Source organism: Methanobrevibacter arboriphilus, assembly GCF_019669925.1.
Lineage (GTDB): Archaea > Methanobacteriota > Methanobacteria > Methanobacteriales > Methanobacteriaceae > Methanobinarius > Methanobinarius arboriphilus_A.
In genome coordinates this window covers 1561124-1586859 of sequence record NZ_AP019779.1, presented here as the reverse complement: position 1 = coordinate 1586859, position 25736 = coordinate 1561124, and the positions used below count along the sequence as shown (strand labels likewise).

21 protein-coding genes and 1 riboswitch are annotated in these 25736 nt (G+C 25.6%); of the genes, 6 read left to right on the top strand and 15 right to left on the bottom strand.

The genetic code is table 11. From position 1 onward, the window contains the following. Nucleotides 1–10: 10 nt before the first annotated feature. From MarbSA_RS06755 to MarbSA_RS06725, 7 genes are all read right to left on the bottom strand, one after another. Nucleotides 11–1219: a Coenzyme F420 hydrogenase/dehydrogenase, beta subunit C-terminal domain gene (locus tag MarbSA_RS06755; RefSeq protein WP_221061245.1), complete on the bottom strand. Its 1209-nt coding sequence runs from the start codon at nt 1217–1219 to the stop codon at nt 11–13. Nucleotides 1220–1261: 42 nt separating this feature from the next. Beyond that, on the bottom strand, nt 1262–3322 hold the full coding sequence (fdhF, locus tag MarbSA_RS06750) for a formate dehydrogenase subunit alpha (protein WP_042702914.1): 2061 nt from the start codon (nt 3320–3322) through the stop codon (nt 1262–1264). 871 nt (nt 3323–4193) lie between these two features. Further along, nucleotides 4194–5033 carry a formate/nitrite transporter family protein gene (locus MarbSA_RS06745; protein ID WP_054835225.1) on the bottom strand — a complete coding sequence of 280 codons (840 nt, stop codon included), beginning with the start codon at nt 5031–5033 and terminating at the stop codon, nt 4194–4196. A gap of 988 nt (nt 5034–6021) precedes the next feature. After that, entirely contained in the window at nt 6022–6264 is a 243-nt protein-coding gene (locus MarbSA_RS06740; RefSeq protein ID WP_042702912.1) for a hypothetical protein, read from the bottom strand. Between the two features lie 346 nt (nt 6265–6610). Next, nucleotides 6611–7186, bottom strand: coding sequence for an FmdE family protein (locus tag MarbSA_RS06735; protein ID WP_432420118.1), 576 nt, complete (start codon nt 7184–7186; stop codon nt 6611–6613). 54 nt (nt 7187–7240) lie between these two features. Further along, nucleotides 7241–8062: an ABC transporter ATP-binding protein gene (locus tag MarbSA_RS06730; RefSeq protein ID WP_197016890.1), complete on the bottom strand. Its 822-nt coding sequence runs from the start codon at nt 8060–8062 to the stop codon at nt 7241–7243. A 40-nt stretch (nt 8063–8102) separates the two neighbouring features. Continuing rightward, nucleotides 8103–9143, bottom strand: a complete 1041-nt coding sequence (locus MarbSA_RS06725; RefSeq protein WP_054835649.1) for a FecCD family ABC transporter permease — start codon at nt 9141–9143, stop codon at nt 8103–8105. A gap of 901 nt (nt 9144–10044) precedes the next feature. Between MarbSA_RS06725 and fdhD the strand changes: the two genes are divergently transcribed. Together fdhD and MarbSA_RS06715 are read left to right on the top strand one after the other, a co-directional pair. After that, nucleotides 10045–10797: a formate dehydrogenase accessory sulfurtransferase FdhD gene (gene fdhD / locus MarbSA_RS06720; RefSeq protein WP_042702908.1), complete on the top strand. Its 753-nt coding sequence runs from the start codon at nt 10045–10047 to the stop codon at nt 10795–10797. Between the two features lie 201 nt (nt 10798–10998). Beyond that, on the top strand, nt 10999–11331 hold the full coding sequence (locus MarbSA_RS06715; protein ID WP_197016922.1) for a carboxymuconolactone decarboxylase family protein: 333 nt from the start codon (nt 10999–11001) through the stop codon (nt 11329–11331). Nucleotides 11332–11428: 97 nt separating this feature from the next. Here the strand turns inward: MarbSA_RS06715 and hxlB are convergent, their stop codons facing one another. Next, a complete protein-coding gene (gene hxlB, locus MarbSA_RS06710) occupies nt 11429–12019 on the bottom strand; it encodes a 6-phospho-3-hexuloisomerase (RefSeq protein WP_042702903.1) in 591 nt (196 codons plus the stop codon). Between the two features lie 554 nt (nt 12020–12573). On the opposite strand from hxlB, the gene MarbSA_RS06705 reads away from it, so the two are divergent. The 4 genes from MarbSA_RS06705 to lysS all read left to right on the top strand — a co-directional run bounded on the left by MarbSA_RS06705 (nt 12574) and on the right by lysS (nt 19345). Further along, nucleotides 12574–13494: a helix-turn-helix domain-containing protein gene (locus MarbSA_RS06705; RefSeq protein WP_221061244.1), complete on the top strand. Its 921-nt coding sequence runs from the start codon at nt 12574–12576 to the stop codon at nt 13492–13494. Between the two features lie 735 nt (nt 13495–14229). Continuing rightward, complete coding sequence (locus MarbSA_RS06700; protein ID WP_221061243.1) at nt 14230–15156, top strand: carbohydrate kinase family protein; 927 nt, start codon at nt 14230–14232, stop codon at nt 15154–15156. A 472-nt stretch (nt 15157–15628) separates the two neighbouring features. Continuing rightward, entirely contained in the window at nt 15629–16933 is a 1305-nt protein-coding gene (gene thiC / locus MarbSA_RS06695; protein WP_221061242.1) for a phosphomethylpyrimidine synthase, read from the top strand. 825 nt (nt 16934–17758) lie between these two features. Continuing rightward, nucleotides 17759–19345 carry a lysine--tRNA ligase gene (gene lysS, locus MarbSA_RS06690; RefSeq protein ID WP_054835458.1) on the top strand — a complete coding sequence of 529 codons (1587 nt, stop codon included), beginning with the start codon at nt 17759–17761 and terminating at the stop codon, nt 19343–19345. 190 nt (nt 19346–19535) lie between these two features. Here the strand turns inward: lysS and MarbSA_RS06685 are convergent, their stop codons facing one another. The 7 genes from MarbSA_RS06685 to MarbSA_RS06655 all read right to left on the bottom strand — a co-directional run bounded on the left by MarbSA_RS06685 (nt 19536) and on the right by MarbSA_RS06655 (nt 25528). Continuing rightward, nucleotides 19536–20672 (bottom strand): cation:proton antiporter, encoded by a 1137-nt coding sequence (locus MarbSA_RS06685; RefSeq protein ID WP_054835457.1) that lies wholly within the window; start codon nt 20670–20672, stop codon nt 19536–19538. A 23-nt stretch (nt 20673–20695) separates the two neighbouring features. Beyond that, nucleotides 20696–20771: riboswitch (Fluoride riboswitch) on the bottom strand. Nucleotides 20772–21094: 323 nt separating this feature from the next. Continuing rightward, nucleotides 21095–21865 carry a proteasome assembly chaperone family protein gene (locus tag MarbSA_RS06680; protein WP_042702891.1) on the bottom strand — a complete coding sequence of 257 codons (771 nt, stop codon included), beginning with the start codon at nt 21863–21865 and terminating at the stop codon, nt 21095–21097. Nucleotides 21866–22097: 232 nt separating this feature from the next. Continuing rightward, on the bottom strand, nt 22098–22265 hold the full coding sequence (locus MarbSA_RS06675) for an RNA-protein complex protein Nop10 (protein WP_221061241.1): 168 nt from the start codon (nt 22263–22265) through the stop codon (nt 22098–22100). A gap of 116 nt (nt 22266–22381) precedes the next feature. Next, complete coding sequence (locus MarbSA_RS06670; RefSeq protein ID WP_042702889.1) at nt 22382–23161, bottom strand: translation initiation factor IF-2 subunit alpha; 780 nt, start codon at nt 23159–23161, stop codon at nt 22382–22384. A gap of 131 nt (nt 23162–23292) precedes the next feature. Beyond that, a complete protein-coding gene (locus MarbSA_RS06665; RefSeq protein ID WP_042702887.1) occupies nt 23293–23472 on the bottom strand; it encodes a 30S ribosomal protein S27e in 180 nt (59 codons plus the stop codon). A 189-nt stretch (nt 23473–23661) separates the two neighbouring features. Then, on the bottom strand, nt 23662–23940 hold the full coding sequence (locus MarbSA_RS06660) for a 50S ribosomal protein L44e (RefSeq protein WP_042702885.1): 279 nt from the start codon (nt 23938–23940) through the stop codon (nt 23662–23664). Nucleotides 23941–24346: 406 nt separating this feature from the next. Then, nucleotides 24347–25528, bottom strand: a complete 1182-nt coding sequence (locus MarbSA_RS06655; protein ID WP_221061240.1) for a DNA replication complex subunit Gins51 — start codon at nt 25526–25528, stop codon at nt 24347–24349. Nucleotides 25529–25736: the final 208 nt, after the last annotated feature.

The window sequence follows — 25736 nt, the reverse complement described above, 5'->3', positions numbered from 1 at the left end:
TCTTTAAAGTTTAGTCTCTTAGTCCTTTATCCTGATAATATGTTAATGGAGACACAACACCTTCATCTTCTACACCACGGTAGTAGTCGAAAATTTCTTGGATTTTTGCATTTACAGTGTCCCATACTTTAGCTACAGGAATTTCAGAAGGGCAAACTTCCTCACATTGTCCACAATTAGTACATGAATCAACCATATGCACCATTCTTTCTAAATGAAACATTGGTGCAGCTGGAATTAAAGCTTTAGTAAGCCAATCCGGACCATTAGATTCTAATGAACATTCAGGACAATAACAAATTGGACAAGCTTCACGACATCCATAACATTTCATACATCGAGAGAATTCATCTTGATATTCAGCAAAAACTTCTAAAATATCTCCTTTAATATCACTATAAGCAAATTCTTTAGACTTATTAGCTAAATTAACCATAGATTGATTAATTTTGCCCCTAATTTCTATACCTTTAGGATTAGCTTCTTCAATATTTACAACACCAGCAGAAATAGCTTTATCAAGAACATCTGCACCTTTATCAGAAAATACCTCTACAAAAGTTGCTTTTCCAGCTAGTGGACCAATAACTCCCCAATTACCTAAAGCCATGTCAGCCATTTGAGGAATGTTGACTTCACATCTTTGACAATTGGTTCTCCTACCTAATCCATCTTCTTCAAGTTCATCAATACTGAAAGACTTTTCATCATTTTCTGTTTCAATAATGAGTTTTCCTTTAGCTATTTCTTCTTTAACAACTTCATCAGGATCCATTTCATATACTTCTTCAATCATTTCACGGGTTTTAACTGGAGGCATAGTTCCTCCACAATTAACACCAACCATGATTAAATTATCTTCTATTATTCTTCCTTTTTTTATAAGTTCTCTTATAGTCATTGCATCACATGGTTTACATGTAACAGCAACTTTAATATCATTTACACCATCAAGATACTTTTCAACAACTTTCGCGATATTTAAAGTACCACAATGAAGAGAACCAGCAGATTTAGCTATATCTTTAGGATCATTAATTAAAATAGGTACAGCATCATAAAGATCAGCACCTTTTTCAACAGCCAAAACTGCATCAACAATACCATTTTCAAGCATATATTTCATCAATGTAGTTACAGCACCACCGTATTCACCTTTTTTAGCTAAATCATCATCAGCAGACCACATATAACACATATCATTAACTTTTACTGACATTTTAAATCACTTCCTTAATAACTTACCCTTAAAAACTTAAATTTACTCCATCTTTTCGACAACAGCTGCACATACTTTTAACTCTGCCATTTTAGATTTAGGGTCAAGTTCTTTAGAAGTAGTCAACATATTAGCTGCACATTCTGCAAAGTGCATAGGTATGTTAATTTCGCCTTCTTTTATATCATCAGTTACTCTTGCAGGAATTTCAATTTCTCCTCTTCTAGATTTAACCTTAACAAGTTCTCTATTCAATATACCAAGCTTTTTAGCATCATTGGTGTGAATTTCAACATAACCTGTTGGTAATTCATTATCAAGTGTCTTACACCTTCTTGTCATACTAGCATGATAATGGAAAAGAGTTCTTGTTGTAGTTAATATTAGAGGATAACTGTCATCTGGAAGTTCAGATGGACCTATATATTCTGCAGGCTCAAATACTCCCATTCCATCAGGATGAGCAAAAGTATTAACATGCATTAAACCAGTACCAGGATGATTTTCATCAGGACATGGCCAATGTAACGCTTCTGGACGTTCTAAACGTTCTCTATTCATACCTTTATATTGAGGAGTAATTTCTCGCATTTCATCAAAAATTTCTTCTGCATTATTGTATGTGAATTGTTCTGGGTCAGCTCCCATCTTAACAGCTATCTCTTTCATGATCTCCCAATCAACTTTAGCTTCACCAGGTGGGTTAACAGCTTTTCGTACAAGTTGAACCCTTCTTTCACCATTAGTAAAGGTTCCTTCTTGTTCACCCCAGCCTGCAGCCGGAAGTACAACATCTGCATATTTACCAGTTTCAGACATGAAAATATCCTGAACAACTAAAAAGTCAAGATTTTCCATAGCTTCAATAACATGATTAGTATCTGGATCTGAAAGTACAGGATCTTCACCAGTTATATACATTGCTTTAATATCACCTGCAGCTGCCGCATGAATCATCTCAACAACAGTGAGTCCTGGAGCACAATCATTCAAAGTACAAGTCCAATTTTGCTCTACAAGACGTGTAGCATCTACATCAACAACTTTTTGATAACCTGGATAATCAGTTGGAAGTGCACCCATATCACAAGCACCTTGTACATTGTTTTGTCCTCTAAGTGGATTTACACCAGTACCATTTCTACCAATATTACCAGTAAGCATTGCTAAATTAGCTGTTGACATTACATTATCAGCACCATGCCTATGTTCAGTAATACCTAATGAATAGACAATAGCGGCCTTATCAGCTTTTGCATATAACATTGTAGCTTCTACAAGCTTTTCAACATTTACTTCAGCAATTTCAGCAGCTTTTTTAAGATCGTATTTACTTACAACTTCTTTCAATCTTTGATAGTTTTTAGTTCTGTCTTTGATGAACTCATCATCCTGTAAGCCTTCGTCTATAATGATCTTCATCATAGCATTTAATAATGCAACATCTCCACCAGATCTAAATTCCATATAAATATCTGCAAGTTTTGCAGTTGGAGTAAATCTTGGATCAGCAACAATGATTTTTGCACCATTTTTCTTAGCCCTTATGACTCTTCTACCAAAAAGTGGATGTGCTTCCATATTATTAGAACCAATTATAAAAACAACATCTGCTTCTTCAATACTTTTGAAATCATTAGTCATAGCACCAGAACCAAAAGTCCTAGCTAAACCTGCTACAGTAGGTCCATGACAAATACGAGCACAGTGATCAACATTGTGAGTTCCTATTACCTTACGCGCAAATTTTTGAGTAATATAAATATTTTCATTTGGTGATCTTGCACAAGCTAAAAATCCAATGTTGTCAGGATTTTCATCTTTAATTTCTCCTAATTTTTTTGCAACAAGATCAGTTGCTTCTTCCCAACTAGCTTCTTTAAATTCACCATTTGGTTGTTTTATAAGTGGTTTAGTCAATCTATCTTCTCTATGAATAAATTCATGAGAAAACATTCCTTTTGGACATAATTTTCCTTCATTTACTGGATGTCTTTTCCATGGTTCTACACCAACGACTTTTTCATCGACTACAACGAGATTAAGTCCACAACCAGTTCCACAATATGGACATATTGTAGGGACATATTTCATTTCAACCATTTAATACTCTCCTTAAATGACTTATATAATAATTCAATATACTAATTGTCTAATCATGACAAACTCAATATTAATCCTTAAATTCAATATCAAAAGACAATATTAACTATATTCAAATTATAAATCTAAGAATATGAGATTATATTTAGTATATTGCTCTTAATTAATATATTATTCTATTATTTTATTTAATATATCATAAATTTAAAATTTCATCAATTTAAAAAGAAAACTCTCGAGTATAGAGTAATATAAGCATTATTAGATAAAATACAAATGTAACATTAAATTTAAAATTAATAATATTAATTATTATTAAAAATCATATAAGTATTATAATAATATTAACTATCATTAATAATCATACAACTATTATAAAATATTGATATGGTATTAATATATTGATATGATATTAATTACTATTAGTAATACATATAAGCAGTATAATAATATTAATTATTATTAATAAAGATATATTAGTATCACCATAATATTATTAATATTAAAATTAGTATTACATATCAATACTAATCATACATAACACAATAATAATGATATAATAATAACATAACAATACTGATTTTACAACAATACTGTTTAAATAGTGAATACTATTAATGGAACTTGTATTAATAAAGCTTTTTGAATAATTACGCTAATCAAGGTTTTGTTTAAAAAATTGAAAGCTAATAAATTTGAATGATTATAAACTATAATAAATACAGATTTTAATTTTAGCAGTACTTATTGTTTATGTCTAATTACTATTATTAATCTTATCAATATCATCTAATCATCAATTTTATTAGCTAATTTTAAATTCCATTGATTTTTTTTACTTTCTATTTATATATTTTAACTGTGTATTTTGCTATGTACTTAGATCTTGTCCTCTCAAATACGTGTACCAGTACAAGAATCCAACAAATATAGCTCCACCGATAATATTACCTATGGTAACAGGTATTAAATTATTAACAAAACATTGATACCAAGTTACTTTACCTAGGAAAATTCCTACAGGTATAAAAAACATATTAGCAACACTGTGCTCAAACCCTAAAGCTACAAACGCCATAATAGGGAACCATATACCCATAACTTTTCCAATAATATCATCAGATGCAATAGCTAAGTATACTGCCAGACAAACAAGCCAGTTACAACCAATAGACCTAAGAAATGCTTTATCCCAAGTTAAAGAAACAACAGATTTACCTGCTGACATAAACTCAGCGCCACCCAGCGCTTTAGTTTGAGCAATAGTAGCAGCATTACCCATGAAAGGTTCAACAGTTAGGATACCAGCTAAATATGCAAAAACATAAGCAACAAAAACAGCACCTATAAAATTGAAAATCCAACTAACAACCCAATTTTTACCCAGTCCTTTCAAACTTGCTTTACCAGATAAAACACCAACAGCCATATACATGTTATTCCCAGTGAAAAGTTCTGATCCAGCTATAACAACTAGCATCAAACCAACTGGAAACACAGCACCGAAAAATAGTTTCACGAGTCCTGGCGGGAACCCAGCAGCAGCCATACCACCAGTAGCAACCTCAGCCAAAAGACCTCCAAATGCGATATATGCACCAGCAAGGAAACTTAAAATAAGAACATTTCCTAATGGTGCTTTCTCTTTAAGCTCTGCGATACCAGCAATAGCCTTAGCTGTATCAGCAGGACTCTTAAAAGACGAACCCATAATCTCAACCTCTTTATATTGTGTTTAGATCATATTAATACATATAGCATGCATTAATACGCAATCTATTTTTATACTTAATCATATGTCAATTAAGTAACTATTGTAATACAATAGTAATACAATTTTTATATTTTTTAATATATTATTTAATATATTTAAAAAATTTAATAATACTCTGATGTTACAAAATTTTAAAAACTTATCATAGTATTATTAACATATCATTTGTGGTATAGTATAAAAATAATTATCTTTTGGAATCAAAAGAAAAAACTTATATATAGCATAATACAAAAATAATAACCTCCTAAGAGAAAATGATTAAATAATCAAAAAATTATTATTTACATCTATTAAACACATTAAAAAGTTAAATATCAACTATTATTTTTACTTAAATGAATATAACTATTTTTAAAGAAGATTCAATACAAACAAGGATAATTAATAGTTTTAAAATTTTGAAATTGTTTGAATATTTATTTTCATATATACGAACATTTTAGAAGTTATCTTTGTTATATATATTATTTACTTGTAAATTACTAATTATCAATTTTAATATAATAACAGATTATTATAAACTATTAACTATAACATATAACAGTAATAAAATATAGAAATAAATATTATTTATATAATAAAATAATAATAAATTGTAATAATATAATAATAAAGATATTGTTTACATTAAAAAAGGATAAGAATAAAAATAAAATAAAAACAATTTAAGAATAATCTAAAAAAATAATAAAAAAGATAATAAAAAAATAACATAAAAATAATGCAAAAAATATAAAACGATTAAAATAATAAAAAAACAATGAAAATAATATAAAAATAATGCAAAAAAATATAAAAAATATAAAACGATTAAAATAATAAAAAAACAATGAAAATAATATAAAAATAAAATATTAATAATAAGATATTAATGATAAGACCTTAATGGTAAGATATTGACAGTAATATATTAAAAATAAAACTAATCTTTTCCAATTATTTGTTCTTGAATCTTTTTATTAATTTTATCCCTAGCTTGACCCCTAATTTGAGCATCTATTTCAGCTTCAATTTTTTCATTAATTTTTCCTTTAATCTGTTCTTGAACTTGTTTTTCAACTTCAGCTTCTACTTTACCTTTAATCTGATCTTGGATTTCAGCTTGGATTTCAGCTTTAATCTTTCCTTTAATTTGTTCTTGAATTTCTTTATCAATGCTACCCATACAATCACCTATTAGTAATAAAATAATATTAACTATCAGTATAATTTTCATAATATATATATTTTATTAAATAATAATTTATTAATAATAATAGATTTTATTCATTGAATAATGATTTATTTTAGTAAATATTAAATACAAAATGAAAATATTCAATTTAAGATAAAAAAAATTCAGTTAAAAATATAAAAAATATAGAATATTATAGAAAATATAAAAATATAGGAAATATAGAAATCATAGAATATATGGAAAATATAAAAGAAAATAAGAATAAAAAAGAAATAAAAACTAAATTAATCAATAAATAAACTAACTACTCAAAGATGAATATAAACAAAGATGATTATAAAATTCTATAATATGAACCTTCAGCACATGATTTACAAAGAGATTTTCCACCAATAATAATCTGTTTTCCATCCATTACTTTTTCATTGCATGAAACACAAAAGACTTTATCTCTAGGGCTTCCTGGTAACTCATTCTCATTTAAAATAATTTCAACAGGTTGTAAACTAAATAGTTCATCACTAGGAGTTTTTTTGAACCTTTCAATCATTTCTTCAGTAGTTTCATCTCTTTTTTCTTTAGAATTTGCATCAAGATCAGTAACTCTAAAAGATTCCCCAGTGGAAATCTTATAAAAAGAAGCTGCAAATTTACCATAATTCATTTGTTTTAAAGACCTTTTACCCATAGAACATCCAGTTACAGCTTGAACAGCATCAGACATACACCTATCAATCTCCAAAAAAACAATCAAATCTTTATTTTTTTGATTTAGTTCCATTCCTAATTTTCCAAGTGCATAAATAGCTAATTTTGTACCTATTACAATTCCGCCACAAATATCTCCATGAAATTTACCTGCTTTTTCCAATTGTTCTTCAAAAATTTCTTTATTATCAATGATATTCATATTAACACCAAACTATAATTATTTTAAAAATTTACTATTTAAAAACTTAGTATATTACTCTTTAAAAAAATCAAAATCAAAGAAAGAATTACTTTTAATAGGAACACAAATTTTTCTATTATTGGAAAGTTCTAATAGTTCTAAATCAATATTATAAAGAAATTTAAGAGTTTCCTCTGTTATAACATTTTCAGGAGTTCCAAAATCAATTAAATGTTTATTTTTCATTATAGCTACTTTATTAGAAGATATAAATGCATGATCTGGAAAATGAGAAGACATTAAAATGGTCAAACCTTTTTTTGAAAGATTATCAATAATTTCTAAAAATCTAACTTGATTTCCAAAATCTAAATGAGAGGTAGGTTCATCTAAAATAAGTAAATCAGGTTCTTGAGCCAAAACTCTAGCTAAAAAAACCAACTGTTTTTCCCCACCACTTAAATTAGTATATTCCCTATCAGCCATATGTAATATATTAAGGTTTTTTAAAACATTTTCAGCTATTTTAATATCTTTTTCTCCTGGAGACTCAGTTAATCCAAGATAAGGAGATCTACCCATTAAAATTACATCAAGAACTGAAAATGGAAAAGTCGGAATATGTCCTTGAGGTATATATCCAATAACTTTTGCTATATCTGTAAAACTAAGTGATTTTAATGGATTTCCTTTTAAAATCACTTCACCTGATTTAAGATTATTTAAACCATTTAAAGATTTTAATAAAGTAGTTTTTCCAGTTCCATTGGGTCCTAAAACACATAAAACATCTCCTTTAGATATACTAAAGCTTATATCCTCAAAAACATTATTTTCATTATCATAAGAAAATGAAGCATTTTTAATTTCAAGTATTTTATCCATAAAGATCACTTTTAATAAAAAATTTCAATAAATTTTCTATATTCATAAGCTAATGCCATTCTGAATAACCTTTTCTAAGTAAATATAAGAATATTGGAACTCCAATAATTGCAGTTAAAATTCCAATTGGTATTTCAATAGATATAACTGTTCTCGAAATTGTATCTATAAGTAAAAGAAAGCTAGCACCAATACTTAAACTAGCTGGAAGCAGTACTTTATGATTAGGACCAACTACCATACGGGATATATGAGGTATTAAAAGACCAACCCAACCAATTATCCCACTAATAGAAACTGCCGCAGCTGTTACTAATGTAGCAGCGATAATTATAATAAATCTTAGTCTTCCAGGATTTACACCAAGAGATTGAGCTTCTTCATCTCCCATAGCTAAAATATTTAGTCTCCATCTTAACATTAGAAGTATTGTTGCCCCAATAACAATAGGAACTATAATAACATATAATCTATCTATATTTACATCTACTAAACTTCCCATCAGCCAATAAACAATTTGAGGAAGTTTATCAGTCGGGTCTGCTATAAATTTGGCTCCTGAAATTAATGCATTGAAAAAAGCAGATATTGCAACACCACATAAAACTAATACAAGTATTCCTCCAGATTTATAACTTTTAGAAATTAAATATGTTATTGAAACTGAAATAAGTCCAAAAATAAAGGCAAAAACTTGAATCATCCAATTCCCTGCAGCTAATAAAATTGCAATACATGCCCCAAAACCAGAACCTGCAGACACACCAAGTATATCTGGAGATACTAGTGGGTTTTTAAAAATTCCTTGAAAAGCTGCTCCAGCTATAGCAAGTGATGCTCCAACTAACATAGCAGCTACAATTCTAGGAAGCCGAATATTAAAAACTATAGAGGTTATAGATGGTGAAACTGCTAAATTTGGATTTATAACACTTAATAATGTTAATACTACATCATTTGGAAAAATTGGAAATCTTCCTACAAAGAAGGAAAGAAAAAATAAAAAAATTGGTAAAAATATTAAAATAACTAATGCAAAATATTTATTAGGAATACTTTTATTAAGAACATGTTTATTAGGAACATTCATTATATCTTAGCCAATTATTCTGTTTTTTAAACTCTGCTGAATTTTTTAGTTATTTGAAAGCTTTTAATCCTTTGAAAGTTTAATTTGAAATTTTTATTTTTATTTTTATTTTCAATATTACTTTTATAATTACAATTAATACTAATATTAATATTATAACTTAATATTAATTATAATACTACTTTTAATATTATATTTAATACTAACTTTAGTACTATATTTAATGTTTTTATTTAAAAATCAAAGAATATCTTCCTATTTTATCATAAAATCCAAGAGATTATTCGATATTACATAGTTTTACTATAGATATGTATTTTTACTTTTAAATAATATAATATTTTTTTAAATAGGAGTAATATTATGATTTTTAAAAAATTTAGAGAATATTTTAATATATTCAATATAACTACACAAAACATAGTATTTTTATATATTAATAGAGTATCAGATTATATACAATAATATAGCTATTTTTAGTTCAAAATAACTATTTAAATTAGTAAAACTATTTTTAAATTAATATAAATTGATATAGATTAATTTAGACTAATTTAGATTAATTTAGATTAATTTAATATTAATTTAATTATCTTTAGATTGATTTGATTATTTTTAGAGGATTTAATTATTTTTAGATTAATAGGAAAGTTAGTATCTCTTATTCCGATATGAATAAAAATACATATCAAAATAATGTATAAACTTCTTTCTATATAAACCTACCCAAATAGCACATTTAATGATAAATATATCTTATAAAAAAAATAAATAATTATAATAATTGATAAATATTAAATTATAATAATTAATTCATAATAATTGACAAAAAATTATTAAGACTGTTATTAAAATATCTAATAATTTCATTAAAATATCAAAAATAAGAAAAAGTGATACTTTGAAGTTAACAAGAAATATTAATGCGATTAGTTATAAAAACGGGAAAAACGTTCAAAATTCTGAAGAAATAGTATATGATGAAATAACTAACCTGAAGATTAATAATAAGCATATATATAATTTTTCAAGTATAAATAATTCCCTTGAAGATTTTGCAACAGGGTATATGATAGGAGAAGGGATTATAAAAAATTCAGAAGAAATAAAAAAGATAAAGATTAATGGAATGAATATAGATGTTGAAATAGACAATTATAATGAAAAAAAAGATTTAATTCTTCCATCAGATAGTGCTGGTGGTTGGAGGTCAAAAATTAATGCTATACCTCCAATAAAATCTGATTTGAAAGTTGAAAAAGATGAATTACTTTTAAATATAGAAAAACTTAGAAAAAATGCTAAGATATGGCAAAAGACTGGTGGAACTCATGTAGCAGCATTTGTAAATAATGATAAAAATCAATTCATTGTTAGAGAAGATGTCAGTCGCCACGTAGCTGTGGATAAAGTAATAGGTGCTGCAACAAGAAAAAAACTTGATTTTTTTAATTCCTACATAATATATAGTGGAAGGATGCCTGCAGATATGGTTATAAAAATTGTTAGATCAGGAATACCTCTACTTGCATCAAACGCTGCACCATCTTTTTCAGGATATAGTGTTGCAGAAAAAGGAAATGTTACATTAGTTGGATTTATAAGAGAAGATAGATTCAATGTTTATACACATTGGGATAGAGTAATATTCTAAAAATCATTTTTTTTTAAAAAAAAAAAAAAAAAAATTAAAAATCTTAAAATTATTAAAGGTCTTAAAAATATTAGAGTTATTAAAGCTATTAAAATTATTAAAGCTATTAGAATTATTAGAACTATTAAAATTAATAAAGCCATTAAAAGTTAGATTAATTAAAAATATTATTTTCATTTAAAAACTCTAAAAAGAGAATATATTAAAAAAGGAGATGTTAAAATTAGTTTACCAAAACAATATACCAGTATAAGAGAAAGATTTGAAGAATATGGTAAAGCATTGGAAGAGCTTGGAAAAGCTAGTAAAGAAGGTCCGATTGATGAAAAAACGCTTCATTTAATACAGTTAGCTGCAAGTGCATCTATTAGAGCAGAGGGAGCTGTTCATAGCCATACAAGACGTGCTTTAGAAGCAGGAGCAACAAATGATGAAATTTATAATACTTTAATATCAATTACAAGCACTATAGGCTTTCCAACAGTAGCGGCAGCTATTTCTTGGGCAGAAGACATAATCCTAGATGATGAGTAAAAAACTATAAAAACAAAATATTAGATAAAAATATAAAAATAAATAAATGAAAATATGAGAAAATAAAAAAATATTTAAAAAATTATAACTAAGGAATTTACTCTAATACAGTGTGACGATATTTTAAATCATCCTCTGTTTTACCCATCTTTTGCATTAATTCAGCTATAAGACCATCTAAAAAAATAAGGGAAGTTAATTCAAATGCTGTACCAAGAGGAGTTACAGAAACATAATTTCCATCAATTTGTCTTTTAATATAATCCTCATCATCAATGTCAATCTTAGTTCTACCTTTAACTTTCATTACACAATCTGCAAGTTTTCCTAAAGATGATTCTGGATAAGATGTGAGAGCTAAAGCTTTAGAACCTCTATTTTTAGCAATATCAACTGCTGAAACAATAGTATTAGTTTCACCAGATCCTGAAATAGCCAATATACAATCATCATCATATATAGCTGGAGAAATAGTTTCACCTACAACATAAGCACTAATACCTAAATGAACTAAGCGCATAGCAAAAGCTTTAGCTACAAGTCCAGATCTTCCTGCACCCATAACAAATACATTTTTTGATTCAGTTAATACTTTCATAAACTCATTTACTGTTTCATCATCAATAAATTCAGTAGCTGACTCTATATTACTTAAAATTTCTTCAATAGCTGCTTTCATTAACTTCATATTTCAACCTTAGATTCTTATATTAATTTTAAGAGGATAATAATACTTTTATTAAATTATAAATAGTCATGATTTAATAACTTTAAATTATACTTATAAAAATAATGGTATAATGAATAATAAATATAATCATATTATATTTTTATGTCAAATAATTTTTATGTCAGATATATTATAGATTTTTATTAAATTTTAATTTATTTAAAATTATTTATTTAAGATTATCCATCTAAAAATTTATAATATTATTTATTTAAAATTATTTATTAGAATATTTATAAAAAATATTTATATAAAATTATATTTTATTTAAAATTATATTAGCTAATAAAACAAATAATTTATTAATTTTAATATGTTTTTATTATTATATTTTATGATTTTATTTTATAATTATATACTTATTTTATAATTATACCTATTTTATAATATTTTATAATTATAATATTTGTTTTATAATTTTTAAATAGATAATAGCATAACTAATAAGATAACTAATAAACTTCAAATAATCAATATTTATCTGATCAAATATCTAAAATGTGAGTAATTATATGAAATATAAGATTGAACCAAAAGTTGAGATTAAAATTAATGGTGAAACTTATAGCTATAAACTATTTGAATCATTGAAGCTATTAGATGAAATGAGTTCTCAAAGAGCCGTGGCTAAAAGACTTAATATATCTCATTCTGTTCTAAATAGAAGAATTAAAAATGCTGAAAAAAAACTTGGTTTTGATTTAGTTAAAATTTCTGGTTCTAGAACTTATTTAACTGAAAAATCTAAAAATCTAGTTAACGTTTATGAAAAATACAATTCTAGAGTAGTTGAAACTGATAAGTTAATAATTGCTGGAGGACATATAATAACAAACTTTTTAGAATCAATATCTAATGAAATGCCTTTTGAAGTTGATATCTATAGTAGTGATGATAATAGTGCTTATAAACTAGCAAAAAAAGGTTTGATTGATATTTTAGCTCTTGATGATCCTCAAATAGCTTTTAAAAATGATTTAGACTTTAGAGTGATTGGATATGATAATTTAGTTCTTGTTTCAAATGAAATGTCCTCTAACATGAAGATAAAACAGATGAAAGATTTAAAAAATCTTGAATTTGTATCTATCGAAGGTACAGCACAAAGATTAGCTTGGAGTACTCTTGATGAAAATAATATACCCTATAAAATAATAAAAAATGTGAAATCAGAGTTTGATGCTTTTAAAATTGTGCAGAACTCTAATAAATTATATACTTTTTTAAATGGAAGTTATTTTAAGGGAAATAACGTTTTAAAAGAAGAAACAAAGCATGCTATTAGTTTAATTGCAGTTAATTCTGAAAAAAAAGAAGTTCAAGAATTTATTGAATACTTTTTGAATGATGGTCAAAAATTAATATCTAGAGAAGGTTTTATACCTATAAAACCTTGGAAAACAAAAGAAAAGAAGATGAAGTTATCAATTTAATATTTAAATACCACCTAATTCAAATATTTTCAAATAAAAAGTCTTAAATAATAATCTTAAAATAATAGTTTCCAAAATAATATACTTAAAACAACATTATTAAATAATTTTAAATAATATTCTTAAAAAAATAAAAATTAAAAATAATATGTCCAACATATTTCCCATCTAATGTTTCATGAAACTAATAAGAATAAGCTCATGTATGGGTTCGTCTTTTCATGCATTAGATAATAAATTATGTAAGAATTTATTATTTTATTAGGACTAAATATATTTACATTATACTACTTATATTTTTCTATTATTAAAATATATAAAATAATTATAAATAAATAGTAGATGTCTAAACAGCTATCATAAATAAATTAATAAAAATAGAAAAAATACATGAAAATAGGCTAAAATAGTAGTTATAATCTAAAATAATGATCATGGACTAAAATACTAGCTATAAGATAAAATAATAATTATAATCATGATATTAATATTAGTTTTCATTTACTATCCAAAAAGAAATATAAGTTTGTATATCTAATTTATTTATAGTATTTATTTTATATCAATTAAATTATTATATCAAATTAAGTATAATTGTATATCCAATAAGATAATTATATATTAATTTAAGATAATTGTATATTAAATTAAGTATAAATTGATATATTCTATTAATACTATAATTAATGAATAAAATGATATAAAGTAAAAAGAGAAATAGAAAGAGGTTTTTAATTGATTAAAAAAGATGATTTACTTGTTATAGGTCATACAGCAATAGATTATATAATGACAGTAGAGAAATTTCCAGCCCCAAACTCATCCACTCCTATTAAAACAATGAAAATATTCCATGGAGGTGCTGGAGCAAATGTAGCCATGGTTGGAGCTAAATTAGGCCTTAAAACATCTCTTATATCTGCAGTTGGAGAAAAATTTTTAAAATCAGAATACTTAGAGAAAATGGCTGAATTAAAAATTAATACTGATTCAATGATTATATCTAAAAATGAAGATACACCAACAGCGTTTGGTATGACAAATAATAAAGAAGATCAAATATTTTATTTTTATTGGGGAGCTGGAAAAGAATTTTTAAAATATGATCCTCCAGAATCATCTGTTCAATCCTGTAAAGCAATTCATTTAGCTACAGGAGATCCCACATATAATATAAAAAGTAGTATTTTAGGTAAAAATAACAGTAAAATAGTTTCATTTGACCCTGGACAAGATTTAAACATGTATAATGCTCCAAAACTCAAGGAGGTTATAAATAATTGTACAATATTATTCGGGAACCATCATGAAATAGAAAGAATTCAAAATTTATTAAAATGTGATATAAATGGTTTAAGAGAACTAGGTCCGACTATTATTGTTAAAACATGCGGGAAAGAGGGTAGTGTTATTTATACTGAAAAAGAAAAGCTAAAAGTTGATTCAATCTATCGACCAGCTGTTGACCCGACAGGTGCAGGTGATTCTTATAGAGCAGGGTTTTTATATGGATACATTAATGAAAAAAGCCTTGAAGATTGTGCTAAATTTGCTTCAGCTGTTTCATCATTTATTGTAGAAAAAAAAGGATGTCAAACAAATATTCCTAATTTTGATCAAGTTAATGATAGAATGAATCAATTTTATAATAATAAATCTTAGATATATTCTAAATTTTAAATTACTTTTTAAAAATAAATTATTTTTTAAAAACATATCATATTAGTAAATATTTACTAATATATTTAATAACAAAAATGTTTACTATAAAAGATATTTACTAATAAAAAATATTACTAATAAAAATAATTACTAATAAATATATTTATAAAAAAGTCAAAGAAAATTTAAATTTTTCAAGTTTTCTTTAATTTAAGCTTGTATTATACAAATAAAATAGATTAATTTATAAGCTATAAGTTTATAATAAGATATATTCAATCTAAATGTATTTAAATTCAAATAAAGTTTAAAAAATTAAATATTATTTGAACTAGCTTTGGTTAATAATTTGATTGAAATAAAATTTATTCAAATATTTTTATTAATAATAATTATAAAACTTTAAAATTATGTAAAAATTTTGAAGTTATAATAAAAATTTGATCTTATTTAATTAAGAATGTGATTAATTATGACACAGATAGAAGATGCAAAAAATGGGATAATTACAGAAGAAATGAAAATAGTCGCTGAAAAAGAAGGGGTTTCTGAAGAATTTATAAGAAATTCTGTGGCTAATGGTACTATAGTAATTCCATCAAATGTTAACAGAGATATAACTCCTTGTGGTATTGGAGAAGGTCTTAGAACAAAAGTAAATGCAACAATTGGAACATCTACTGACATTGTTGATTTTGATGAAGAAGAAAAGAAAGCTCAAATAGCTATAGATAACCAAGCCGATAGTTTAATGGAATTAAGTATTGGTGGAGACCTTGATGAAATCAGAAGAAGAATTTTAAAAATGTCTGATATTCCTGTGGGAAGTGTACCAATATATCAAGCAGCTATTGAAACAATCCGAAAAACTGGATCTGCAATTGACATGGATGAAGAAATAATGTTTAAAACCATTGAAAAACAAGCCAAAGATGGCATTGACTTTATGGCTATTCATTCAAGTGTTAATATTGAAACTTTAGCTCGTCTTAAACGTCAAGGAAGAGAAGGAGGACTTGTAAGTAGAGGTGGAGCATTTATATCCGCATGGATTGTTGAAAATGAAAGAGAAAATCCATTGTTTGAAAATTTTGATTATATACTTGATATTGCAAAAGAACATGATGTTGTACTTTCTTTAGCTAATGCAATGAGAGCAGGAGCAATAGCTGACTCTACAGATAGAGCTCAAGTTCAAGAATTAATTATACTCGGAGAATTAGTTGATAAATGTCGTGAAGCTGGTGTTCAATCAATGATTGAAGGACCTGGACATATCCCTATTAATGAAATTCCTGCTAATGTAACAATACAAAAGAAAATGTGTGGAGGAGCTCCTTTCTATATGTTAGGACCTATTGTATGTGATATAGCTCCGGGTTATGACCATATAGTTTCTTCTATTGGAGCAGCTGCTTCAGCTAAAGCAGGAGCTAATTTCATCTGTTATGTTACCCCTGCAGAACATTTAGCACTTCCAGGACCAGAAGATGTTAAAGCAGGAGTCATATCAACAAGAATCGGTACTTATGTTGGAGATATGGCAAAAGGAGTACACAATGGTGAAAAAGACTTAGCTATGGCTAATGCAAGGAAAAAACTTGATTGGGAAAGTCAATATAATTTAGCTATTTGCCCAGCAGATGCTAGAGCTATAAGAGAAAACAGACCTCCAGAAGATCCTGACACCTGTACAATGTGTGGAAACTACTGTGCTGTAAAAATAGTTAATGAATGGTTAGATCAAGCAGAACCTGACTTTTTTGACAATGTTTAAAATTATTTAATATTTAAAAATAAATTTTTAAAAATAGATATTTAAAAATAGATATTTAAAAAATTTTAAAAACCATAAATTAGCTATTATCTTAAAATTTATATAATAATAAATTTATATTAAATTTAGATTTTTATTAATATTAAGAAGATAAATATAAAAATAATTATTAGAACAATTATTAAAATAATAATAAAATAATTATTAAAATAATAATTAAGAGTCTAATAATTATTAATTCTATTTTTTATTTAATTTCTACTTATTTTAATTATTTATATTGATTTTAATTTATCTATAATTAATATAATTAACTTATTAATAACTCATAATTATAATTATTAATGTGTAATTATTGTATATAATTATTATAAATATAATTTAACATAACCTATTTTTATTGAATTAAAAAATTAGTAACAATAATATTTATAAGAATTAAAAATAAATTTATATAATGCTTATTATTCAATACTTATTTTAAATTTCAATTAAATAATTTAAAAAATAGGGTATATATTTAGTATTTCTATATTATATAGAATAATTATATAGAATATATATTATAAAATATTTACAATAAGCTGATTTAACTCTTAAATTAAAATTATATCTATATATCTAAATTATACTAAAAATATAATTAATTAGATTAATTTAATATAATTAATTTAATAAATTAATTAATATTTTAACTAATATTTAATATAACTTAATTAATTTAATAAAAATAATAAAAATAGAAATATAATTAATTTTGTTCACTATATAATTCATTGATATATCTTAAATAAAAGTACGACTTATTATTTTACTGGTGAAATGATGAAACATTGGATAGAAAGAATTGCTGATGAATTAAAAGAATGGAATGTTGAAAAACATGTTATTGCAAGTGGAACATCTATATCAGGATCAATACATATAGGAAACTCCTGTGATGTTTTTATAGCTAATGCTGTAGGAAAGCAATTAAAAGAAATGGGTGAAAAATCTGAAACTATTTGGATTGCAGACGACCATGACCCACTTAGAAAAGTTCCACACCCATTACCAGAAAGCTATGACAAATATCTAGGTATGCCCTACTCCAATATCCCATGTCCCGATGGATGTTGCGATAGCTTTGTAGAACACTTTGAAAAGCCATTATTAGATGTTTTAGATGACTTTGGAATAGAATTAACTCCAAAATCTGGCTTTGAAATGTATAAAGATGGAATTTACGATGAATATATAAGAATATCCTTAAAAAAGGCAGATAAAATAAGAGAAATATTCAATCGATACAGAGAGCATCCATTAGCTGATGACTGGTTACCTTACAATCCAATTTGTGATAAATGTGGTAGAGTAAACACTACAACTAGCTATGCATTTAATGAAGATAATGATACCATCTCTTATAAATGTGAATGTGGTGCAGACGCAGAAATGAACATTACATCAGGAAATGGTAAGTTAACTTGGAGAGTAGAATGGGCAGCTAGATGGAAAATATTTGGAATTACATGTGAACCATTTGGTAAAGACCATGCAGCCAGTGGTGGATCTTATGATGTTAGTAAAATAATATCTGAAGAAATTTTTGATTATAAAGCACCGTATCCAGTCCCTTATGAATGGATCACCTTAAATGGAGATGCAATGAGTAAATCTAAAGGAGTATTTTTTACTCCAAAGCAATGGTTAGAAATTGGACCTGCTGAAAGTCTTAACTACTTTATATTTAGAAGTAAACCAATGAAACACAAAGATTTTTCACCTAATATGGCATTTCTTGATTTTATTGATCAGTTCGACAAAGTGGAAAAAGTTTTCTTTAATGAAGAAGAAGCACCATCAGAAAAAGAGGGTAAAAAATTCAAGAAGATTTATGAAATTGCTCAAATAAACGAAGGAGATTCTTTACCATTTAGACCACCTTACAGGTTTTTAACTGTTGCTTATCAGATAGCAGGAAATAATCCAGAGAAAATATTTGAAATTCTTAAAAAGAATTCTCAGCTAACTAAAAGCTTCCAAGATAAAGAGTTTAAAGATTTAGAAGAAAAAGAACTTGAACAATTCAAACAAAGAATCAAACAAGTTAAGAATTGGTTAGATAAATATGGCCCAAAATTTGTTAAATTCCAAGTTATGAAAAAAATTCCAAGATTAGAGCTATCTGATGATCAAAAAGCTTTTCTTAAAAGTTTAGCTGATTTAATTGAAAGCAAAGAATTTAATTCTGCTGAAACACTTCATGATGAAATGTATGAAATTTTAAATGAATATGATTTAAAACCTCAAAAAGCTTTTCAAGCTATTTATAAGATGATTCTTGGGCAAAAACAAGGACCAAAAGCAGCTTCATTCCTCTTGTCCTTAGATAAAGATTTCGTAGTTAAAAGATTAAGAATGGAAGAATAAAAAATTAGTATTTTTGTATATTAATACTTTTATAAAATTTTTTATAATCTTCTTTATAATCTTTTTTATAGTCTTTATTAATAATATATTTTTATATTAATAATTTATTACTCGTATTTTAATTTTATTTTATATTTTACTTTTTATTTCTATTTTTCTATTTTATTTTTCTTATTTTATTTTTCTTATTTTAATTCAAATCCTCTAAATGTCTTGGTACAAACCATTTTTGAGCAATTATTGTAGGTAAAACAGCACTTAAAACTAAAACTCCAGTTAATATTGAATAAGAATAATTATTTAAAAGACCAGTGTTCAAACCAAATAAAGTAGCTATTAAACCAAATGTTAGACCAGTGCTCATCATCAAAGTAATATAACCAGTATCTGAATTTAAATACCTTTTAGTCACAAAATAAACACCAACGAACTTAGCTAATTGTCTAAAAGCAAAGATTAAAATAAAAATTCCAAGTCCACCAATTACTAAAGGTATTGAAACTTTCATTCCCCCGATGATGAAAAATACTGGAGTTATAACTGCAAATGCAACAGTTTTTATCCTTTCTTTTGCTTTTTGCCCATTAGAATTTTCATTTAAAGTATTAGATAGTAACATACCTAAAATAAATACTGGTAATATTGCTTGTCCTCCTCCCCATGCTGCAAAAAACATTAAAATGAAAAGCAAAAGGAAAATATATTTTATTTCTATCTCTAATATCTTATCTTTTAAAATTTTAGAATTAACCAAGAATTTATAGGAATATTTAAAAGCAAATATCAATAATAATATGGATACTACATAAAAAACAAAGATATAAAGGTTAGGTTTAGTAAAAAGTATACTTAAAGCAATAGCTGTGCAGATATTTGTTACAAATGTTGCTCCCATTAATATCTTACCAATATCATACTTAAATAAGTCTTGCTGGAGTAACGTTGAATAAACAACAGCAATTGATGTTTCAGACAAAGCAGTTCCAGCTAACAATGAAGCAACTAGATTCCAACCAATTAAAAAATGAACAACTGAAAAAATCAGAATAAATGGTATTAAAAAAGATAAAAAGCCTATTAAAACTGTTTCTTTAAGTTTTTTTCTCATAAGATTAACATCAATCTCAGTTCCAGACAAAAATGTTAATAATATTCCTCCAAAACTTGCAATAAATAGCATCCAAGTTTCAGAATGGATTATACCTAAATTTCCAGCTATAACTCCAAACAAAATCTCTATGATTGATACAGATAAACCTAAACGAACTGAAATCAAACTTGAGATAAAAACTAATAATCCTAATACTAATAAATAAAAATCTGCCATAATAACCCTCTAAAAACATTTTATTGATAGTAGAAGTCATCATCCAGATTTTTTTAAAAAAATGGCAGTTATAGGTGGAACTTCATCACCTTACTGTATAAATAATAAAATTACACTATTGATAAAATCACAATATTAATTAAAAAATCACAAAATAATTAGTAATTTATAAATATATAACTTTATTCTATAATATAGCATTAATATATGTCTATATTCTACTATTTATATTTTTTAGTAAATTTATAAACCTATAAAATACTCAAAATATCAAACTAAAAAATCAAATTAAATCATAAAAGTAGATAAAAATAAAAACTGCTTAAAAATAAGAATTAGTTAAAAAATCAGCAAAAAATAAAAATAGTAACAAGAAAAAAGGAAGTAAAATGAATAATGAAGAATGTAAATATATAGTTTAATTAACCAATATATCTTAAATCGTCTTCTCCAGCACCCATAGTTCTATTAACCATTTCTTGTTCCATTTTTTGAGCTTTAGATATCATTTTCCTTGTTTCTTCAGCTCGTTCATCAAGTTTATCAGTATTAATTTCTATATTAAGAAGATTAGCTAATTTTTCTAAAATAGCTTCTGCAGCTTCAGCATCAATGAAATAACCAGGTGTTTCACCCATCAAACAAGCACCCTTAATATTCTTAAGTTTTCCTAATCCAAGGAGTAACCCAGAAGCTCCTACAATTCCACCATCGGCAGATCTTATTTCAATATCTAACTCTCTCAATGTCTCAATGATTTCAAGATCAGTAGCAGCACCAAATACACGAGATTCTTCAATAGGATGGCCAATAGCTAATCCACCAAGAGTATACATTTCTTTAACTCCAAAATCTTCAATGAAATCTAATATAAACCCAGACAAATCATATTGTCCTTCTGGAGATAAAGCTTGACTATTACCAACTAAAATTATATAATCTCTTTTATCTTCTCCTAGAGATTTTAAATAATAAAACTCATTCATCATATTTTCAATGAGTCCGTCTTCATCAACAAAAACTTGAGGAGGGAAATGATAAGAATATAGTTCTGCAAATTTAGTAGCTCCTAATTCATCAATAATATGATCGGCAGCTAATTTACCAACATGACCAATTCCTGGAAGAGCTTCAATAAAAATAGGATTATTTAATTCAACATCTTCCAAAATATTGATTTCAGTATTTTTCATAGAAATCACCTTATAAATTCAATATACCTTAATAAAATCTAATATACCTTATAAATTCAATATACCTTAATAAAATCCAATATACTTCATAACTTCAATATACTTTATAAATATAATATACCTTATAAATATAATATTATCAAAGTCTTCTTTAATAATGCTTATTTAACATTATAAAAATAAAAAATTTTTATAAAAATAAAAAAATCTTTGATTTTTTAATAATTACAAATTATTTATCACATGCTTCTTCTTTTAATTTTCGACGATATTTACCATATTTATCCTCAATAGAATATTTTGGAGGATATATAACATTTAAATCCCCATCACAACTAGGACAAACATTTTTAATCGTATATATATTGCAAGAATTACATTTATGCATTTTCATCTTCATTTAAGTCACTTGAATAAAATAGCATATTAATTCTATATTTAAAAATGAATAATAGCTAATAAATCATATTAATAAAAAATAATTAAAGATAATGGTTAATTTAATAAAAACTAAAATTACTCTAATTCACGTAAAAAAGTTCCATTACCATTTGATTCTTCAATAATTTCAATAGCCCTATCAGCAGCAGCTTTTAAATCTTTTTCTGCCTGGATATAATCAGAAGACTTGACAGTTATCCTATAACGAGGAGCTCCAACACACTGAACCTCAACATCCTCATCTTCAGCAGCTAAAAGAGCTTCTTTAATTATATCTACACCATTAGCATCAAAAGTTTGAATATCGATATAACCAGTTATATGAACCTCAGGAGGAGTAATATTTTTCTTAGCTATCTCCACAATTGTTTTAGCCCATTCTTCATCAATACCTTCTTCAATAAGAACAGATTCACCTTCTTCAGCAGCACTTTCAAAAGCACCATAAATATCACCAAAACTGTCCATTAACCTATAACCTACTTCTTTATAAGCAGTATCAAGATCTTTATCTAATGATTTAGCAGCTAATTCTAAAAATTTCTCTGCTTTCTGTTCAACTTTCCATTGTTGAATCTTTTTTGTTCTTTGATCTTCCCTTATTCTCTTTAAAGAAGCATCCACATGACCTTTTCTAGGATTAACCCTTAAAACTCTAGCTACAATTTTTTGATTTTCTCTTACATGATCACGAATATTTTTAACCCAACCAGAAGATACTTCAGAAATATGAATAAAAGCTTCTTTTCCTTCATATTCTTCTAGATTAGCAAATGCTCCGTAACCAAGAACCTTATAAACAGTAGCTACAATTAATTCTCCTTCACTTGGCCATTCTTGATTTTTTCTTACCATTAAAACACCTGAAAATAAATAAAATCAGACTAAAGAACTTTTTAATTAATAATTTTCTAATTAATAAAATTCCCTAGTAAAATAATTAAATTTAGTAAAAACTTAAAAATAATTAAAAATTAAACCCATGTTTATTTCAATACTGAATCAATATGAGCAGTTATTTTAGCTTTTCCTCCAAGAGGTTTTACAAGTGTTTTACCACAAATAATACATTGAACATTAGAAGCTGCTCTATCAAATACTATTTGTTCATTATCACAGTCCAAGCATTTGACTTTTAAAAAATTTCCTCTTCTTTCATTTGACATTTAATCACCAATATAATTATGAAAATGTAATTTAATATTAAATGTTAGTTAAAATATAATAAACGTGAATATTAAATAATAAATTTGAATATTAAATAATAATACTAAATATTAACTGATTTAAATAACTATAATCAGATAATTCAACTATTAACTAACAAAATTTATAAATTATTTGTTTAACTAAAACTATTGAGCTACAAATTCAGGTTTACCAGTTCTAAAAGAAGATGCAACACGAGATTTGCCGCACTCTTTACATTTATACCTTAAATCTAATTTTTTAACTGGCTTATTTCCACCAGGCAAAGGTCTAGGATATCCCCTATAACCAGCAGTAACTCTTCTAAATTGTCTTTGTCCCCATTTTAACTCACTAGCTTTTCTTTTCTTAGCTACGAGTACTTCATGAACAGTATGAGTTTTACATTTTGGACAGTAAGTTCTTTTTTCTTTAGGAATTTTCATTTAATCACCTTTATTGTAAATATGTAAATATATGTCTCCATGACATAAATTAATAATATTATAAAAATATCTAAAAATATACAACAGTACGATATAAAAACAGTACGTTGAATATTTATTATCTTAAAATAATTGTCAAAAAAGCAATATATTAATTTTAAAGAAAAATATATCACTAAAACATTAACCTAAATGATTTAAGCTTAATAAACCCAAAATAGGTCCTAAATTTTATAAAAAATTAATAATAAACTTTTCATTTAAATAATAGATATTAATATAATATATTATTTTAATCCATATTTAAATTTAATGGAATAATAAAAATTTTCATAATGTAAATGAAAAATTTTTACATTATTGAAGCTATTAATTATAGCTAAAATAGATAAAACAATGTATAAAATTAAATTTTAACCAATCTACCTTTTTTATTCTTAATTAAGATTTTTGCATTAATATCTGGCATTATAACAATATCCTGAGGTTTAAAAGGACCATAAATCTTTTTATCTACACCCATAATAGAATTAATCTCAGAAAATATTAGAATCATTACATTAGCTATTTTATTCACTGTTGATTTTGATTTATTTAGATCAAGAGAATTAACAGAACTAAATGTCTCATCAACAACTAATGAATCTAAATCAACAAATTGATCATCTTCATTACCAATAATATTAGCTAATTCAGATTTTTGTCCATTTTTTATATTCTTATTGCCCTGAATACAATTATTTTTCTTAGAATCTTTAGAAACATTTGATTTATCTGTTTTGGGGGATTCTATTGATTTTGGTAATTCTGAAGATTCTGAAGATTTTGAAGATTCATAATGATTATTTTTTTCATTAATATTATTTGACTTAGAAATTTGCTTTTCAATGCTTTCGACTTTTTCATCTTCAATAACTTTAGCAGATTTTATGGTTTTAAGTCTTTTTAGAACATTATCATTTTTAACATCATTATCTTCAATTAAATTATTTTTAATATCATTATTTTTATTCTTTAATTTATTATTAATGAATTTATCGTCAGATTTATTATTAGATTCAATATTATTAGACCCACTATTAGATTCAATATTAGAAGTAACATTATAGTTACTATCATCAGATTCATTATTAATAGAATCATCAGAAGATTTTTTATTTGATAAATAATTAGAATTATTATCATCAGTTGTGAGTTCATCTAATGATATAGACCTTCTATGTGCTTTTAAAACATCAATAAATGAAAAATAAAGTTTTTCTTCTTCTTCAGTAATGTTCAAAGGAGTTGTATCTATTAAATCGAATTGAGGCTTTCCTTGAAAAAGATGATAAGACCTATGAATATTCATGACAGCAGCATCAGCTATCTTATGTTCTCTAATTTCACAGATTTCAGTAGCTATTCTCTGAGCATTCCTTAATAAATCGCTTTCTTCTGAAAAAGGATCATTAACAGCAATATCTCTAATATTATCTAAGTATCTATGAGTTCTTTTATAAAAATCATTTCCAACTCTAGCTAATGAGCTATTTGCACGTTCTTTTCTTTGAATTTCACGTAATTTAGCAAAAAATTGATCTTCCAAAAATAATCATCTCTAATTAATTTTTAATAAAAGCTAATAGCTTAATAAAATCTAATAATCTACTAAAAGCCAATGATTTAATAAAAGCTAATTTTAAGAAGCTAAAATAATTTAAATCTTGAAATTATATGTAAATTAATTGATTTATGAATATAGGATTAATATAGAACTTAAAATACTTAAATATCACTTATTGCAAGTAAACATT

What these genes read in the sequence shown, in the direction of transcription:
- MarbSA_RS06725 (WP_054835649.1), bottom strand. Translation starts at nt 9,143, where the DNA reads ATGAATGTTCCTAATAAACATGTTCTTAATAAAAGTATTCCTAATAAA.
- hxlB (WP_042702903.1), bottom strand. Translation starts at nt 12,019, where the DNA reads ATGAAGTTAATGAAAGCAGCTATTGAAGAAATTTTAAGTAATATAGAG.
- MarbSA_RS06660 (WP_042702885.1), bottom strand. Translation starts at nt 23,940, where the DNA reads ATGAAAATTCCTAAAGAAAAAAGAACTTACTGTCCAAAATGTAAAACT.
- MarbSA_RS06735 (WP_432420118.1), bottom strand. Translation starts at nt 7,186, where the DNA reads ATGAATATCATTGATAATAAAGAAATTTTTGAAGAACAATTGGAAAAA.
- MarbSA_RS06755 (WP_221061245.1), bottom strand. Translation starts at nt 1,219, where the DNA reads ATGTCAGTAAAAGTTAATGATATGTGTTATATGTGGTCTGCTGATGAT.
- thiC (WP_221061242.1), top strand. Translation starts at nt 15,629, where the DNA reads ATGACACAGATAGAAGATGCAAAAAATGGGATAATTACAGAAGAAATG.
- MarbSA_RS06670 (WP_042702889.1), bottom strand. Translation starts at nt 23,161, where the DNA reads ATGGTAAGAAAAAATCAAGAATGGCCAAGTGAAGGAGAATTAATTGTA.
- MarbSA_RS06675 (WP_221061241.1), bottom strand. Translation starts at nt 22,265, where the DNA reads ATGAAGATGAAAATGCATAAATGTAATTCTTGCAATATATATACGATT.
- MarbSA_RS06680 (WP_042702891.1), bottom strand. Translation starts at nt 21,865, where the DNA reads ATGAAAAATACTGAAATCAATATTTTGGAAGATGTTGAATTAAATAAT.
- MarbSA_RS06740 (WP_042702912.1), bottom strand. Translation starts at nt 6,264, where the DNA reads ATGGGTAGCATTGATAAAGAAATTCAAGAACAAATTAAAGGAAAGATT.
- fdhF (WP_042702914.1), bottom strand. Translation starts at nt 3,322, where the DNA reads ATGGTTGAAATGAAATATGTCCCTACAATATGTCCATATTGTGGAACT.
- lysS (WP_054835458.1), top strand. Translation starts at nt 17,759, where the DNA reads ATGAAACATTGGATAGAAAGAATTGCTGATGAATTAAAAGAATGGAAT.
- MarbSA_RS06705 (WP_221061244.1), top strand. Translation starts at nt 12,574, where the DNA reads ATGAAATATAAGATTGAACCAAAAGTTGAGATTAAAATTAATGGTGAA.
- MarbSA_RS06745 (WP_054835225.1), bottom strand. Translation starts at nt 5,033, where the DNA reads ATGGGTTCGTCTTTTAAGAGTCCTGCTGATACAGCTAAGGCTATTGCT.
- MarbSA_RS06665 (WP_042702887.1), bottom strand. Translation starts at nt 23,472, where the DNA reads ATGTCAAATGAAAGAAGAGGAAATTTTTTAAAAGTCAAATGCTTGGAC.
- MarbSA_RS06685 (WP_054835457.1), bottom strand. Translation starts at nt 20,672, where the DNA reads ATGGCAGATTTTTATTTATTAGTATTAGGATTATTAGTTTTTATCTCA.